The sequence below is a fragment of the Devosia submarina genome (genome assembly GCF_003056345.1).
In the GTDB taxonomy this organism is placed as follows: domain Bacteria; phylum Pseudomonadota; class Alphaproteobacteria; order Rhizobiales; family Devosiaceae; genus Devosia; species Devosia submarina.
Genome location: NZ_PYWB01000001.1, coordinates 435403 through 449982, shown reverse-complemented (window position 1 = coordinate 449982; position 14580 = coordinate 435403). Strand labels below are relative to the sequence as shown.

Sequence of the window (14580 nt, the reverse complement as noted above, 5' to 3'; positions counted from 1 at the left end):
CAGTGCCTTCTGATCAGGCCACAACATGGTTAAGGTGCCGTAAAAGCTAGAGGTGCTCTGGCGGCTCCCATTCCGGCCAGTCCACCGCATGCTCTTCCCACTCATCGGGAGCCACGTCGGTTTCAAGGAAGGTGCGGCCCTTAACGGATACGCCCACATCCACAACGGTCTGCGGATCGCCCGACACCAGCGGGTGCCACCAGGCCAGCCCCTTGCCCTCGGCAAGCCGCCGATAGGCGCAGGTCGTGGGGATCCACTTGATCTCAGCCACATTGGCAGGCGTCAGCTTGATGCAATCGGGCACCTTGGCCTGCCGGCCGGGATAATCGGTGCAGGCGCAGCTATCGCCATCAAGCAGTTTGCAGCGCACATCCGAGGTGATCAGCGTACCGGTGTCCTCGTCCTCGAGCTTGATCAGGCAACACCGTCCACAGCCGTCGCAGAGCGCTTCCCACTCCGCGTCCGTCATCTGGTCGAGCGTTTTTTCTTCCCAAAAGGCCATTGGAACCGATCGTTGTTTGCGATGTTGCCGGTTTGCCCTTGCTGTGCATCCAATGCAATCATATTCCAGCGATCGGATTGCCTAAGCGCCCGCAAGCGCACAAAACTGCGTGAGCATTCACGGGGACATCGGTGCAGGACCCTTTTTACACCAAAGAAAAGCGCAAGAAGCCCTCCGGCATGCTGGCGGCCGACGCTTGGCTCGATTCATCGATCTACGAGTTCGGCCAATCGCTGGGCCGGTTCTGGACCAAGTGGCAGGACGTCATGTCCGTGTTCCACGTCTCGGGCATCAAGCGCTTCTTTGTGGAAGTGCTGAGCGACGGATTCTCGTTTCTGGCCATTGGCTGCGTGCTGATGGTGGCCCTCGCCCTTCCGGCCTTCGATGCCACGGCGTCGGGCGAGTTTAACAAGGCGGAAAACTATTCAATCCTGTTCATGGATCGCTTCGGCAATGAAATCGGCCGCCGCGGCATCCGCGCAGACGATTCCGTGCCGCTCAACGACATGCCGGACTACCTCATCAAGGCAACCCTTGCGACCGAGGACCGGCGCTTTTACGAGCATTTCGGCATCGACGTCGTCGGCACCCTTCGCGCCCTGGTCACCAATGCCTCGGGCGAACGCAGCGTGCAGGGCGGCTCGTCGATTACCCAGCAGCTTGCCAAGAACCTCTTCCTCTCCTCCGAACGCACCATTGAGCGCAAGATCATCGAGGCGTTCCTCGCTGTATGGCTGGAGTGGCACTACAGCAAGGACGAGATCCTAAAGCTCTACTTCGACCGCGCCTATATGGGCGGCGGCAATTTCGGCGTGACCGCCGCCGCCGATTATTATTTCGGCAAGCGGGTGCAGGACATTTCCCTGGCCGAAGCTGCCATGATGGCCGGGCTCTTCAAGGCTCCCGGCAATTACGCCCCCCATGTGGACCTCGCCGCTGCCCGTGGCCGCGCCAATCTGGTGCTTTCCAACATGGTTGCCGCCGGCTTCCTCACCGAAGGCCAGGTCACCGCCGCCCGCCGCCACCCCGCCGCAGCCATTTCACGCGCCGAGGACCAGAACTCGCCCAACTACTTCATGGATTGGGCTTTCGAGCAATCCAAGAAGATCATCGAGGCCACCCAGCACCCATCCAACAATTTCGTCGTGCGCACCACCATCGACACCACCTTGCAGAAATATGCCGAGGAAGCCGTTGTCTCCACGGTGCGCGAAAACAGCGAGCAATATGACGTCGAGCAGGCCGCCATGGTGGTCACCGACACGCAAGGCGCCATTCGCGCCATGGTGGGCGGCACCGATTATGCCAAGTCCCAGTTCAACCGCGCCATCGTCACCACACGCCAGCCCGGCTCGGCCTACAAGATCTTTGTTTATGCCGAGGCGCTCGAGCAGCTGGGCCTGACCCCGCAGGACACCATCACCGACCGACCCGTCTGCATCGGCGATTGGTGCCCGCAGAACTATGGCCGCAACTACAAGGGCTCCGTGACCCTCGCGAGTGCCTTTGCCCAATCGCTCAACACCGTTCCGGTGACCCTGTCGATCAAGACTGGCCGCGACACCATTGCCGAACTCAGCCACCGCATGGGCCTCACCGCCGACTACCCCGTCACCCGCTCGCTGGCCCTTGGGGTGGCCTCGGTGTCGGTTCTCGACATGACCTCGTCCTACGCCGTGCTTGCCAATCGCGGCCTCAAGACCCCTGCTTACGGCATCACCCGCATGAGCACGCTCACAGGCGAAACCATCTTTGAGATGGACCCTGAAGCCCCGCGCGAGCGGATCCTCAGCGAGCAAACGGTCGCCAACATGAACTCCATGCTGCGCCAGGTCGTCACCGGCGGCACCGGCCGGCGCGCCGACGTTCCCGGCGTTCCCGCCGTTGGCAAGTCGGGCACCACATCGTCCTATCGCGACGCCTGGTTCTGCGGCTTCACCGGCAATTACGTCGCCGCCGTCTGGTTCGGCAATGACGACTATCACCCCACCAACGACCTGACCGGGGGCACCCTGCCAGCTATCACCTGGCAGAAATTTATGGCCTATGCCCACACCAATATCGACATCGAGCCGGTATTCGGCGTCGACTTCGTTCCCGAACCGCCCGTAATCGCCGAAGCCGACCCCGATGCCCTCCCTGAAGAGGTCATCCAACGCCCCCCCAGCCTCACCCCCGAAGCCGCGCGCAAGCTGGTGGATCTTGCCGACCTGATCAACCAGACATTGGCAGCCGGAGAAGTCACCACGGAAGCCCGCGCGAGGGTACCAGCAGCGTCTGCGGGGATGTAGCGTTTGACGACACTGTAGCTCTTTGCTACACTGACGCTAATGAAAATTATGACCTACAAGCCTGCGGCAACAAGAGCGCTTCGCCGTATGCCGGCGAACACGGCCCGTAGGATTATAGGCAAGATCGCGGCCTATGCAGCCGATCCTGCTTCTCAGCAGAATAACATCAAGATGCTGAAAGGCAGCGATGCAATCAGACTTCGTGTAGGCGACTGGCGGGTCATAATGAACGATGGCACGGTTCTGGATATTCTTGAGATCGGTCCACGGGGCGGCATCTATGACTAACGGAGATTGGCAATGAACGAAATGATTACCATCCCGCGTGCCGAGTATGACCGTCTGCGCGAAGCGGCGGAAGATCTGGCAGACATTCAGGCATATGATAGGGCCATGGCGGCCGGGGAAGAATCCTTTCCATCAGAGGTTGTGGATCGCATCGTCGACGGCGAAAGCCCCCTGCGCGTCTTCCGCGAACTGCGTGGTCTTTCTCAGACAGCCTTGTCTGCTGCCTCAGGTGTCAATCGCGTCCAAATCGCAGACATCGAATCCGGCCGCCGTTCCGCCTCCGTGGAAACATTCCGCAAGCTGGCTCAAGCCTTGAACCTCACAATCGACGATCTGGTTTAGCCCCAATCCCAGCCCCTCATCAGCCCTCATGGTGAGCCTGTCGAACCACGAGGGCGTGGCATCATACCGGCTTCCCCTGTCCCCGACCTGCTCCCAACACCTACACCGCACCCTAATCCTCACGATCCGCCCTTCCGCCCGCGCCACCCCCTTGCTATAGGCATGGGCGAGCCGCTCCCTATCCAGGTCAGCCCGTCCATGCCGAACACAGCATCCCCGAGCCGCTGACCCGTGCGATTTGTTCTTTATCTGCTGATGATGATCGCTGTGGCCCTGAGTGTTGGCTTCGGCTTGAGCTATTATGCCCTGACCGACGGACGCCTCTTCGGTGTAGCCCGCGTCGGCCCCTGGACCGCCTGGCCCGATGTCGGCTCCAATGCCCCCAACCCTTACACCCGCGGACACATTGCGCGCGAAGCTTCGCTCCAGCTGGGCCAGGCCGAGGGGCTGCAATTCATCGCCGCGACCGACAGCGACGGCGAACCACTGACCCTGAGCTGTTCCTACCGCATCGAGGGCAAGACGCCTCTCGCAACATTCTGGACGCTTGTGGCTGTGGACCTCCAGGGCCGCAATCTTGCCGCCGAGGGCCAGCCTCTCGCCCTGCGCTCCACCGACATCGCCCGCGCCAATGACGGCTCCATCATCATCAATGTAGGCACCATGCTCCAGCCCTCCAATTGGCTGGAGCTCGCTGGGCAAGGCCCGTTCACCCTGGAACTGACGCTTTACGACACGGCCGTGTTTTCGGGCTTCTCGAGCGATGAATCCATGCCTGCCATCATCCGAGAGGAATGCCGATGATCCGGTTTCTCCTGTGGCTCGTGGGCGGCGTCATCCTTGGCGGCATCATCCACATCATCGTTATCCTTTCTCTGCCCGCCCTGGCAGAGGAAAACCTCTGGACACGCCTCAGCACGCTCGAGGCCCAAAATCGGATGCTGATCCTGCCGCCGGTCACGACCGGCCAGCCTAATCCCCTGGGCCTTGATCCCGAGCTGATCTATGGCGTTTGCCAGATTGATCTGAGCGAGGGCCCCGCCTATGTCAGCGGCTTGCTGCCCGACGCCTTCTGGTCGGTCGCCTTGTTCAACGAATCGGGCGTCGTCACCTATTCCACAACCAATCGCGACGGCATCGGCCAGACCCTTGAGATCGGGATCTTCAACGCCGCCCAGACGCGCCTGCTTGCCCAGCAACAGCTGGACATCGAAGAAGGCGTTCTGGTCGTTGAAGCAAATTCCGACCGCCTCGCTGTCGTCATCCGCCTCGCGCCACCCCACGAAGCCATGCGCCAGCGTTTTTCGGGTGCCTTGGCGCAATCAAGCTGCGGGCCGCAGCCACCAGACGCAACGCCCCAAAGCTAGAAGCGTGCATCTAAGGCAAATCAGAAGAAGCCCATCCCGCTTTCTGATTGGCCAAAGGCCCGTCCCCCCCACGATGTCACCCCGGCCTTGAGCCGGGGCCCATCCCGAGATCGCGTCGGAGGGCAGGACCTCTATCCTCACCCAGCCAGCACTCCCATCAATCCACCCGCTACCGCCAGTCCAACCACCACCATCCAGGGCGGCGCCTTCCACAGCACCAGTGCCAGAAAGCCGCCTGCCGCCAGTGCAAAATCCAGCGGAGTGATCACAGCGCTGGTCCAAACCGGATCATAAAGCGCCGCAGCCAGAATCCCGACCACCGCCGCATTGGCGCCGCGCATGCCCGCCTGTGCCCATAGCTCCCGGCGGAGCATGTCCCAAAACGGCAGAGCCCCGACCAACACCAGCATGCCCGGCAGGAAAATGGCCAGCAGCGCGAGCGCCGCTCCCGCCAGATCACTGCCGCCCGGCGCCCCTGCGGCCCCGAGATAAGCGGCAAACGTAAACAGCGGCCCCGGCACTGCCTGCGTTGCGCCATACCCCGCCACAAAGCTGTCCTGCGTCACCCAACCCCGCCTCACCACCTCGCTCTCCAGCAGCGGCAGAACCACGTGTCCGCCCCCAAACACCAGCGATCCGGCGCGGTAAAACGCATCAAGGAGGTCAACGCCGTGCGACTGCGTCACGCCAGCAAGAGCCGGCAGGCCGACCAGCAATCCCCCAAACAGCGCCAGGGCAGCAAGGCCCGCCCGCCTGCTGAGGGAGAAGCCAGCTATTGCAGCGCCTTCCTTTCCCTCGCCTTTGCACAGCACCAGCCCAGCTAGTGCACCAAGCAGGATCGCGCCAACCTGTCCCAACGCGCCCCCAAGAACGCTCACCATGAGCAACGCTAGGAGGGCAATCGCCGCACGTGGCTTGTCCGGCGTCAGGCTCCGGCTCATGCCCCATACGGCTTGAGCCACCACAGCAACCGCCACGAGCTTGAGCCCGTGCAGCACGCCCTGGGCAATTGCTCCATCCAGCGCCGCGGCACTCGCGGCAAAAACAACAAGCAGGATGGCCGAAGGCAGGGTGAACGCTGCCCATGCCGCCAACGCGCCAACCCACCCTGCTCGCCGGAGCCCTAGGGCAAACCCAACCTGGCTTGATGCGGGGCCGGGCAGAAACTGGCACAGGGCCACAAGATCGCCATAGCTTTGCTCATCGAGCCAGCGTCGACGCACCACCAATTCGTCCCGGAAATAGCCCAGATGCGCGATCGGGCCGCCAAAGGACGTCAATCCAAGCTTTAAGAACGCCCAAAAGACCTCGGCGGGTGAGCCGCCCTTGGGTCCATCATGGTTGAACAATGCGGGCCCTCACGCTATTTCTGCAGCACGATCTCCCGATCGCCCGTACGCTGGTAGCGTGACGGTATGATGATCTCTCCGTTCGCGCGCCCTGCCCCCTGTCCGCTACAAAAATCACCGCGATTTGCCCGCGCAACAAAGGGTGACAAGCGGCGCAGGGTTTCGTCCACCGCAAGCGATTGCTCATGCGGCGTTGCCACCAGCAGATTGTCGAGCGCAAAGTCATAGCTGTCATAACGGTAGTTCAGCGCCCGCACGAACCAGGAAATGGACGCGCTGTTCTCCGCCTTTCGCGCCGCAACTTCCTGTTGCAGCCTTGGCGGAACCCCGCCGCGCAATTGGGCATAGGATATTGTTCGCTGCCGGTCGATCTCGATCACCGCACAGATGGCCGCAAAAGTGGTGGGCAGGGTGTCGATATCGGACTGCACATGCGCGCCCACTGTGCTGTAGCGCGTACGCGAGGATCGGTACGATGTCGTTTCCAGCCAATCGTAGTACCGCTCGATGGTCCATTCGCCATCACGTGCTGCCACGATGCGGGTGCGCTGCAATTCGGTGGAAGCGTCGAACATCCAGTCCTTGGCGTGAGGTGCCACAAGGAAGCGCCAGATGCGGTTGTGCATCTCCTCTTCCCCGTCTGTCCGATTCAGGCTCGAGACCGGCTCTCCTCGTTCCCGCGCGCGGTTATCCCCTATCGCTGGCAGGAGCGTATCATGGGTGAAGCTTGGTTCGGCGCGGCCGAAATCCCCAACGGGTCGTGCAACGCACGCCGTGGCGAGAAGCGCCAGCGCGCTGATCCCGATCAGCCGCAGCAAAGGGGGCAAGCGATCAACCACGCTTCCGCTTGGGGCGTGAGGGATCGATCGTGCTGGTGGGCGGTGTGCCGCGTTCATAACGCACACCGGTAAAAAGGAGGATCTGGGCGCTCCCCCCGGCCCTCACTCGGCTGATTGGCGGCTTTCGCCTCTGGTCGAATTTGACGAGCTTTCCCAAGCTGGCCTCCAATGCAATGCTCTCCGGTCCCATCGGAAGCAGCGTGTCATGTTGCGATGTTGCTACAGTCACTTGGCACGACGCCCCTCGTGCTCTTTGCGGCATTAAGAGATCGTCAAGGTTAACAGTCTGCTAACGAATTGGGGGCAAAAGTGACAGCGCATCGAATGTGATGCGATTTGCCCACAGACGGTTCCTGAACATGCTTGGTTTTCAGCCTTACGAGACGTTCCAACTGCTGATTGAAACCGGTGGCGTTGATCGCACCAACACCTTGCTGATCGCCGCCTGCGACGCCTATACCCGCCGCGGCAAGGCAACCGCTCCCGAAATGGAACAGTTCGAGGCCCTCGCCGGGCGCCTCTTCCCCATCGCCGGCCCACAGGCAAAGGCCAAGGGGGCCGCCATCCTGGGCCGCGCTGAAATGCTCTCGCCAGCGCTGGAGCGCCTGGTGATCGACAATATCGGAGAGGACCTCAACACCTTCCTCCAAGGCGCCGAGCAGCTCTCGGAAGCAGGTATGCTCGAGGTAATCGGGCGCTATGACGTCCCTGCTGCCGCCGTGATCGCGGCCCGGCCAGACCTCTCCAACGTCGTCCTTGCCAAGCTCTTCCAGATGAATTCGCGCAAGGTTTACAGGGCCTTGGCATCCAACACCCATATCGTGCCGCGCGGCGCCTACCTCAGCGCCCTCGCCCGCTCCGCCCAGATGGACCACATGGTGGCCGAGGCTCTCGCGCAACGCGCGGACTTCGACGCAGCCTTGCTGGCGCCTGCATTCTTTGACCTTTCCGACAATGACCGGGTCAAGGTCATCGAAGCCTTCGCCCAGCGCGAAACGCCCGTTGCACCCATCAAGAAAACCATCGAACAGCTCACCGTCGCCAATGCCGAACTCACCAAGGCCTTGATGAAGCTGTTTTCGGAAAACCGCCGTCCGGAGGTCACCAAGCTCCTCAGCCAGATCACCGGTCTCGACGAAGTGCGCTGCGGCCAGATCGCCCATGACGTCACCGGCGCTTCGCTCTTCGTAATCCTGCGCGCCTTTGGCTGCTCGGCTTATGAAGGCCTCAAGGTGCTGATCCACGCCACCAGCCACGATGCCGACCGCTCTCGCGCCCTCGCGGATTTTGCCAAGCTCTTTGACAATGTCTCTCCAGATTCAATGGCTTACCTGATGAGCGCCTGGCGCGGCGAGGTCAATCTGCTTGAATTGGCGAAGCCCGAATACAAGCCCTTCACCGAAACCAGCCGTCGCACGCCGCAGTTCTCTGCCACTAACAATCCTGTGGTGGACCAGGCCATTGAGGCCCTGGCCCGCATCGGCATCAGGCGGGCGAGCTAAACTTATCCCCGTTGCGGCAGGCGCAGCTATAGTGCTGTTCAGGAGGCGATCTCGATCCCGGGATCGTCACCCCGCAGGTCAAGGCTCAGCACCCATAAGTCCGGGTCAAACTCCAACTCGCGTGCAATGCGTTCGCGGACCTTTCCCGGTTCCGCCCGCGCAAAGCGGCGTTGAAATACCAGGCTCGCATTGTCGGGCCGGCTGGCCATGGGCGCGGGGGTGAAAAGCGATACGGTGCCATCGAGGTGATCCACCTCGATAAACACCTGCCCTGCGATTGGATCCCCCCTTCGGGACACCACGCACATATTGCCCAGATCATTGTGGCGCCGCACGAAAACGGCGCACCAAAGATCGCTGCGCAGCCGGCTCACCTAGATCGAGGCGCCGGCGTCGCGCAACAGGCCAACGAGGTCCGGCTTAATTTGCCCGGTCACCTTGTAGCTGTGGAAGTTTTCAAACTCCCGGATCGCCTTGGCCGTGGCATCGCCCGGGTGCCCGTCAATGGAGCCATGATAAAACCCAAGGCTCGCCAGCCCGCGCTGGATTTGCGTCACCAACTGCAGATTGTTGGCCGGCGCGATGGTCGTGTTCGCCGCGACTGTCTGGTCTGGAACGGGCTGCTGGGGCGCGACTTCCGCCGGCGCGCGCATGGGCTGCAGGGACGCCACTTGTACCGGCGGCGGCATGGGCTGGGCACTGCTGGCCAGCATGGGCAAGGCGGCCGGAGGCTTGGCTTCATTGGCAGCTGGCGCCGAGCGCGTGCCGCCCACTGCCGCCACAATGGAATCAAGGGTTTCGGCCGCCGCATTGCCGACCACATCCACGGCATTGTCCACTGGGCTCAGCGGAGGCAGCTGCGCGACCACACGATCCTGTTGTGGAGCCGGTTGCGGTGCCACTGCCTGCTGCACCACAGGCGCCGTTTGAGGCTGAACAACGGGCGCGGCAACTGCAGGCGCCTGCGCCACAGGCATCCGCCCCGCGGCATCAGCCCGCATGATCGCATCCACAATCGTTGGCGTCAGGGCGCCCGTTGGCTCCATACCATTGCGCTCTTCAAAAGCGCGAATGGCGCGCGCCGTCATCGGGCCGTAAAAGCCATCGACCTTGCCCTCGAACAGGCCAAGCTCGAACAGCTTCTTCTGGACGTCAAAAGCTTCCTTGTTGCCCACCGGGCGGTCAGGAATGGGCTGCACCTGCGGCGCGGGCGCCGAGACGCTTCCGGTGGTCTGGTTCTCGATCGCCGGCAAAACGGCGGTACGCTCCTGGGGAGCAGCCAGCGGCGTGGGTGCGACAGCGGGTGCTGCAACTGGCACAGGCACGTCCTGCGGTTGCCCGAAGAACGGCGCAGGATGGCGATGGGTCTGGAAATAAAGAGCATTGCTGCCGGCCATGGCGGTCATGGTGACCATGGCGAGCAGGCTCGTGGAGGCGAGCGGAGCACGCATATAGCGCGCAAAAGCCCAGGCGCCGGCGCGTCCCAGAGTGGACGCAACGGCGCCGCCTGCCGCAAGGGACAGGTTCGAAAGAGTGGAAGCCGTCATTGCGCTTTTCTTTTTTCGTCTTGCCATGAGGATAGGGGAGTGGCGGCGGGTTCTTTGCGGATCGGCGTTACGGTGGCAGTTTCCTCGGACTTTATTGCCGGACCGTTTATGGGCAACAAAACAGTCACGGTTGTCCCCGCCCCAATTTCGCTCATGGCGCGCAGCGTGCCCTGATGCAGGTCCACCAAACCCTTGACGATGGACAGGCCCAGGCCCGTTCCCTCGTAGCTGCGTGCCAATCCGCCATGTTCCTGGAAAAAGGCCTCCCCGATTCGCTGCAGCGATTCTGGCGCCATACCGATTCCCTGATCGCTGACCGAGAGGTTCAAACTCGTGCCCTGGCGCTTGAGGGTCACGGTAACGACGCCGCCGGGATGGCTGAACTTGATAGCGTTGGAGAGGAGGTTCAGCAGGATTTGCCGGCAGGCGCGCTCATCGGCCACCAGCATGGGCAGGTGCCGGCCAATATCCGCCACCAGGCGTACATTGCGGCTTTGTGCCAGCGCATCCACCATGCCAAAGCAGGGCTCGATGATGTCCTGGGCAGCAAAGGGCTCGGCCTGCAGCTCGAACTTGCCGGCTTCCAGCCGCGACATGTCGAGCAGCATGCGCACTACCTCAAGCAAATGCTTGCCGCTCTGGTGAATAAGCCCGGCATATTCACGGTGCGTGTCGGACAGCTCGCCACCAATACCCGACGTCATCATTTCCGAAAAGCCGACCACGGCATTGAGCGGGGTGCGCAATTCGTGCCCGATGGTGGCGAGAAAACGCGACTTGGCTTCCGAAGCTTCTTCGGCCACGCGACGTGCTTCGGCCATGGCGACTTCGGTGTCCTTGCGGCCGGTGATGTCGCGCAACAGGGCAATGACCTCGTAGGAGCCATCGCTTTCCGGCTCGATCACGGGCGACAGGCTGACTTCCACCCAGATGAAGCGTGGCAGGCTGGTGCTGGCATGGGCATCGTCGTGGCGCATTCGCACTTCCAACATGCGCGACTTGCCACCCCGATTGGCATCGGCAAAGGCAGTAAGGAATGCCGGCCGATCGGCAACATGCAGCCGCTCGGTGAGACCACTACCGGTTAGCTGGTAGCGGCGGCAGCCAAACAACGATTCGGACGATTGCGACGCCATCAACACTTCGCCCTCATTGGAAAAGCGCAGCACGGCGTCCTGCACATGCTCGATCAGGTGGCGATAAGCGTTCACCTGGGCCTTGTCATAGACTTCATAGGCAGCGCTGATGCGGTTTGCGGTATGAAGCACCACAACGACGCTGACCAGGAACGCCCATCCGCCCGTCGCCAGCAAGATTCCCCCGTCCATCTCCGGCGCGGGCAGAAGGGTAGCAGCAACACCCACCAGGCCCACGCCAGCCAGAACAGCCCAGCTCTGGCGGCGTAATGCAGCGCGCCCCAGCATGGAGGCAAGCACCGGCGCCATCAGCGCAACGGCAAGGCCTGCGTCCACCAGCTGAGGATCGGCAAGGGTCAGCAACAGGCCGCCCGCGAACATGGTGCAGACCTGCCCGGTCGCGGCATGCTCGAACAGCCCGCGTTGGTGCAAGGCCAGGGTAACGAGCCCACCAACCAGCCCAAGGCTCACCAGCAGAAGCGGCATTGCGTGCCCGCCCACCAGCCAGAACATGGCCAGGGGAACCGCGAGCGCACACAAAATAATCGTGAGCCGGGAATTGTTGGCGAGCGTTTTGCGCCGCAGCATTTCAGGGCGATGCCCTGTGCCTGCTATGGCCAACGACATCTCTTTGCTTGCGCCGAAAGAGAACAGGCTACGCATACGCTTACTCACTATTACGACGCCGTTTGTGACGGTGCTCGCGGCACCGCGGGTCCGGTTCGTTTCACCCGAGCCCGCCCGAATGAGGTTCCGGGTCTTGTTGATGGCAAACTGCTCCCCAAGAGCTAAGGGCAGCTTAAATCAGCGGCCCATAAGGGCTTCCGACTGCTTCCGAAGCTCCGGTTTTTCCTGATAGCGTAAACAAGGCGTGTAACCTCTTTGCAGCGTGCAAGGGATTTGATTCAAATTTTATGGAAATGCGCGAGATCGACTTAATGGCACCCCGCTAGCCTCCCGATTACAGACCAAAAACCTGCCCAATTACCGAGGTGCCGCCATGTTTGTTGTTGTGCGATCCGTGTTCTGGCTGACAGCCGCCTATCTGGTGATCAAGCCGGGCGTTGATCTGCCCGATGGCAATGCCGTGGCGCGCCTAGCGCTGGATGCCGGCAAGCAGGTCGTGGCCGAACAGGTCACCGCCATCCAATGCACGAGCTTTGAATGCATCGGCGGCAAGGCTGTGGCCGCGGCCGTCCTTGCATCTCCCTCGGTCGGCGCTCCCATACCGCCCAACAATTCGGTCCCTGTTCCCCGGCCGCGGCTAGATCGCGCGGGCTAGGCACTACCCCATCCCAGCGGTGCGTCGCTTCCCCAAGCTGCGAACCCTATCTCCGCTGGCCCTACCCCAAGCACGCAGCCCCGTGCTTGGGGTCTTTTTATGGAGCATTGCCCGTGCTTCGGATGTTGCGTTTGCCTTGCAGCCGGGCACCAGCCACCTTAGATAGCAGCCATGAGCGAACCCGCAGCCTTCCAGGACATTGCCGAAAACCTTTCCTTTCTTGATGATTGGGAGGAGCGGCTGAACTATGTGATCGAGCTTGGGCAGGCCCTGCCCGAAATGTCCGAAAGCGAAAAGACCGCCGAAAACCGGGTCAAGGGCTGCGTGTCCAATGTCTGGCTGGTTTCGGACGCAGACAGCGCTGCCGGCAGTACGACCCTCACCTTCCGTGGCCAGTCCGATGCGATTATCACCAAGGGCCTGGTGGCGATCCTGCTCGCCCTTTACTCGGGACGGCCCGTCTCGGAGATCGCCGAAACGGACGGCATTGCCCTTTTCAAGCAGATTGGGCTCAGTGAGCATCTGGGCATGCAGCGCTCCAATGGCCTTGTTGCCATGGTCAACCGTATTCGCGCGGAAGCCCAGGCGCTGAGCTAACACGCCTCCGCTCGTGTGATCAGCGGCAAGCGTTCCTCGAGCCATCCCCTTGTGCCGGCACCTGCCATTCTCGCCACATGAGGCGAGAGACCCCATTCTGACGCAAGCAGGTCGAGCGCAACGCGCAGCACGAGCTTGGCACCCCGTCTTGGCCAGCTCCGTTCTGTCTCGATCGCCTGCAGGCCCTTGCCCAGCCCACAAACATCAAAGACCACATTCCAGCAATCCGCCGGCAGCTTGCCCGCCAATATATTGAGCTTCTGGCGCGCTTCGGCCACCGTGTCGCTCATGTCAGCGGCATGATTGCTCCCGCCCCTGCCCCGCCGGCCCGAATTTACGCCGTCATAGGACATGGTGAGCCGTGGGCTCAGCAGCGCCCGCCCGATCATCCGCTCCAGGCGTTCGGCGGCGGCCAGGTGATGCGGCAGCAGAAAGGCCGCCTCCCCGCCCCGCGCACTTGCCAGCCGCAGCAGGCTACTCTCCTCAGGCTGCGGCATGGTGCGACGCTCCATCTGCAGCTTCCAGCCAGGCTTCAAGGCGCAACACCTCGGCGTCAAAAGCCGGATCATCGCGCAGATCCTCTATATGCGCGCAGGCATATGAGACTGTTGTCCTATCGCGCCCGAACTCTTCTCCGATCTCCGCCAGGGTCCGCCCGAGCACGACATAGGAAAGGTACATGGCCAGATGGCGCGCTTGCGAGGCAGTGGCCCGGCAGCGCGACGGATGGGTAAGTAGACGCTGGGGAACGTTTTTCTCCCTTGCGACCAAGGAAATCACGTCCGCAATGGCGCGATCAGGATAGATTGTTGCAGATGCTTGCGCCGAGTCGAACATTTCAGCACCCCTCCAGATACAGGAATATATTCCTATAATCTGAAGCCTGGCAAGCCTGGGGGGATAAGTTGGATAAGTTCGGGGCGCCAAAAGTTCAAACGGCCACTCACGAGGAGCGGCCGGTTGAATTTTTAGTTGTCGCCGGGGTCCGCAAGGGGCTGAAATTCAGCCGGTTCGGACGCGACGTCTCGTTGCGTGAAAGGACTCAGGCGGCCTTGCGGCCCAGGCCATTGTCCTTGGCCAGCTTGGAGCGGGTTGCCGAATAGCTCGGTGCAACCATGGGATAGTCAGCTGGCAGACCCCACTTCTCGCGGTATTCTTCGGGGGAGAGATTATAATGCGTGCGCAGATGGCGCTTGAGCGACTTGAACTTTTTGCCGTCTTCCAGACAAATAATGTAGTCAGCTGCAACGGACTTGCGCACCGGCACGGCCGGCTTGAGTTCCTCGCTAGCAACCACCACTTCATCGGACGACAAAGACCGCAAAGCGCCGTGCACTTCCATGATCAACTTGGGCAGATCGGACGGGCTAAGAGCATTGTGACTGACATAAGCAGCCACGATTTCGGTGCTTAGCTCAATCAGTTCTTGCTCGTGACCAGTCGCTGCACTGGCAGTATCTATCATTTATCAACCTTCCATGCTTATCAAGCCGCAACGAAGCAGTCGTGGCTGTAATAAACATCTAGGTGCGTTTACT

At 61.7% G+C, this 14580-nt stretch carries 17 protein-coding genes; 8 read left to right on the top strand and 9 right to left on the bottom strand.

Annotated features, from left to right (window positions below):
* Positions 1–46 precede the first annotated feature (46 nt).
* Positions 47–502: a YcgN family cysteine cluster protein gene (locus DDE77_RS02045; RefSeq protein ID WP_108395751.1), complete on the bottom strand. Its 456-nt coding sequence runs from the start codon at positions 500–502 to the stop codon at positions 47–49.
* Between the two features lie 131 nt (positions 503–633).
* Here DDE77_RS02045 and DDE77_RS02040 point away from each other — a divergent pair, with 131 nt between their 5' ends.
* The 5 genes from DDE77_RS02040 (at position 634) to DDE77_RS02020 (ending at position 4790) form a co-directional block, all read left to right on the top strand.
* Positions 634–2793: a transglycosylase domain-containing protein gene (locus DDE77_RS02040; protein WP_108395750.1), complete on the top strand. Its 2160-nt coding sequence runs from the start codon at positions 634–636 to the stop codon at positions 2791–2793.
* A gap of 39 nt (positions 2794–2832) precedes the next feature.
* Entirely contained in the window at positions 2833–3081 is a 249-nt protein-coding gene (locus DDE77_RS02035) for a type II toxin-antitoxin system RelE family toxin (protein ID WP_108395749.1), read from the top strand.
* A gap of 12 nt (positions 3082–3093) precedes the next feature.
* The gene (locus tag DDE77_RS02030; protein WP_108395748.1) at positions 3094–3423 is read left to right on the top strand and encodes a helix-turn-helix transcriptional regulator; all 330 of its coding nucleotides are present in this window, start codon (positions 3094–3096) and stop codon (positions 3421–3423) included.
* Between the two features lie 231 nt (positions 3424–3654).
* Entirely contained in the window at positions 3655–4227 is a 573-nt protein-coding gene (locus tag DDE77_RS02025) for a DUF1214 domain-containing protein (protein ID WP_157959612.1), read from the top strand.
* Positions 4224–4790 (top strand): DUF1254 domain-containing protein, encoded by a 567-nt coding sequence (locus DDE77_RS02020; RefSeq protein ID WP_157959611.1) that lies wholly within the window; start codon positions 4224–4226, stop codon positions 4788–4790. Before DDE77_RS02025 ends, DDE77_RS02020 begins: the two co-directional genes overlap by 4 nt.
* A gap of 137 nt (positions 4791–4927) precedes the next feature.
* Here the strand turns inward: DDE77_RS02020 and chrA are convergent, their stop codons facing one another.
* Together chrA and DDE77_RS02010 are read right to left on the bottom strand one after the other, a co-directional pair.
* On the bottom strand, positions 4928–6139 hold the full coding sequence (chrA, locus tag DDE77_RS02015) for a chromate efflux transporter (protein WP_108395745.1): 1212 nt from the start codon (positions 6137–6139) through the stop codon (positions 4928–4930).
* Between the two features lie 14 nt (positions 6140–6153).
* Positions 6154–6966: a hypothetical protein gene (locus DDE77_RS02010; protein WP_157959610.1), complete on the bottom strand. Its 813-nt coding sequence runs from the start codon at positions 6964–6966 to the stop codon at positions 6154–6156.
* Between the two features lie 371 nt (positions 6967–7337).
* Between DDE77_RS02010 and DDE77_RS02005 the strand changes: the two genes are divergently transcribed.
* Positions 7338–8480 carry a DUF2336 domain-containing protein gene (locus DDE77_RS02005; RefSeq protein ID WP_157959609.1) on the top strand — a complete coding sequence of 381 codons (1143 nt, stop codon included), beginning with the start codon at positions 7338–7340 and terminating at the stop codon, positions 8478–8480.
* 38 nt (positions 8481–8518) lie between these two features.
* Here the strand turns inward: DDE77_RS02005 and DDE77_RS02000 are convergent, their stop codons facing one another.
* From DDE77_RS02000 to DDE77_RS01990, 3 genes are read right to left on the bottom strand one after another with little or no spacing between them, the layout of a single operon-like run.
* Positions 8519–8854 (bottom strand): DUF1491 family protein, encoded by a 336-nt coding sequence (locus DDE77_RS02000; RefSeq protein ID WP_108395742.1) that lies wholly within the window; start codon positions 8852–8854, stop codon positions 8519–8521.
* Positions 8855–10027 (bottom strand): peptidoglycan-binding domain-containing protein, encoded by a 1173-nt coding sequence (locus tag DDE77_RS01995; protein ID WP_170116458.1) that lies wholly within the window; start codon positions 10025–10027, stop codon positions 8855–8857.
* Positions 10024–11784 carry a PAS domain-containing sensor histidine kinase gene (locus DDE77_RS01990; protein WP_170116457.1) on the bottom strand — a complete coding sequence of 587 codons (1761 nt, stop codon included), beginning with the start codon at positions 11782–11784 and terminating at the stop codon, positions 10024–10026. The genes DDE77_RS01995 and DDE77_RS01990 overlap by 4 nt, the downstream gene beginning before the upstream one ends.
* Positions 11785–12163: 379 nt before the next feature.
* Between DDE77_RS01990 and DDE77_RS01985 the strand changes: the two genes are divergently transcribed.
* Complete coding sequence (locus DDE77_RS01985; RefSeq protein ID WP_108395739.1) at positions 12164–12445, top strand: hypothetical protein; 282 nt, start codon at positions 12164–12166, stop codon at positions 12443–12445.
* 171 nt (positions 12446–12616) lie between these two features.
* Complete coding sequence (locus DDE77_RS01980) at positions 12617–13042, top strand: SufE family protein (protein ID WP_108395738.1); 426 nt, start codon at positions 12617–12619, stop codon at positions 13040–13042.
* Here the strand turns inward: DDE77_RS01980 and DDE77_RS01975 are convergent.
* From DDE77_RS01975 to DDE77_RS01965, 3 genes are all read right to left on the bottom strand, one after another.
* A complete protein-coding gene (locus DDE77_RS01975; protein ID WP_157959608.1) occupies positions 13039–13539 on the bottom strand; it encodes a DUF6456 domain-containing protein in 501 nt (166 codons plus the stop codon). The two genes, DDE77_RS01980 and DDE77_RS01975, sit on opposite strands and share 4 nt — an antisense overlap.
* Complete coding sequence (locus DDE77_RS01970) at positions 13526–13879, bottom strand: helix-turn-helix domain-containing protein (RefSeq protein WP_108395736.1); 354 nt, start codon at positions 13877–13879, stop codon at positions 13526–13528. Before DDE77_RS01970 ends, DDE77_RS01975 begins: the two co-directional genes overlap by 14 nt.
* A 205-nt stretch (positions 13880–14084) precedes the next feature.
* Complete coding sequence (locus tag DDE77_RS01965) at positions 14085–14507, bottom strand: Ros/MucR family transcriptional regulator (protein WP_108395735.1); 423 nt, start codon at positions 14505–14507, stop codon at positions 14085–14087.
* Positions 14508–14580: the final 73 nt, after the last annotated feature.

Coding starts and splice junctions, on each gene's coding strand:
- DDE77_RS02030 (WP_108395748.1), top strand. CDS start 3,094: ATGAACGAAATGATTACCATCCCGCGTGCCGAGTATGACCGTCTGCGC.
- DDE77_RS01980 (WP_108395738.1), top strand. CDS start 12,617: ATGAGCGAACCCGCAGCCTTCCAGGACATTGCCGAAAACCTTTCCTTT.
- DDE77_RS02035 (WP_108395749.1), top strand. CDS start 2,833: ATGAAAATTATGACCTACAAGCCTGCGGCAACAAGAGCGCTTCGCCGT.
- DDE77_RS02005 (WP_157959609.1), top strand. CDS start 7,338: ATGCTTGGTTTTCAGCCTTACGAGACGTTCCAACTGCTGATTGAAACC.
- DDE77_RS01970 (WP_108395736.1), bottom strand. CDS start 13,879: ATGTTCGACTCGGCGCAAGCATCTGCAACAATCTATCCTGATCGCGCC.
- DDE77_RS01975 (WP_157959608.1), bottom strand. CDS start 13,539: ATGCCGCAGCCTGAGGAGAGTAGCCTGCTGCGGCTGGCAAGTGCGCGG.
- DDE77_RS01965 (WP_108395735.1), bottom strand. CDS start 14,507: ATGATAGATACTGCCAGTGCAGCGACTGGTCACGAGCAAGAACTGATT.
- DDE77_RS01995 (WP_170116458.1), bottom strand. CDS start 10,027: ATGACGGCTTCCACTCTTTCGAACCTGTCCCTTGCGGCAGGCGGCGCC.
- DDE77_RS02045 (WP_108395751.1), bottom strand. CDS start 502: ATGGCCTTTTGGGAAGAAAAAACGCTCGACCAGATGACGGACGCGGAG.
- DDE77_RS02020 (WP_157959611.1), top strand. CDS start 4,224: ATGATCCGGTTTCTCCTGTGGCTCGTGGGCGGCGTCATCCTTGGCGGC.
- DDE77_RS01985 (WP_108395739.1), top strand. CDS start 12,164: ATGTTTGTTGTTGTGCGATCCGTGTTCTGGCTGACAGCCGCCTATCTG.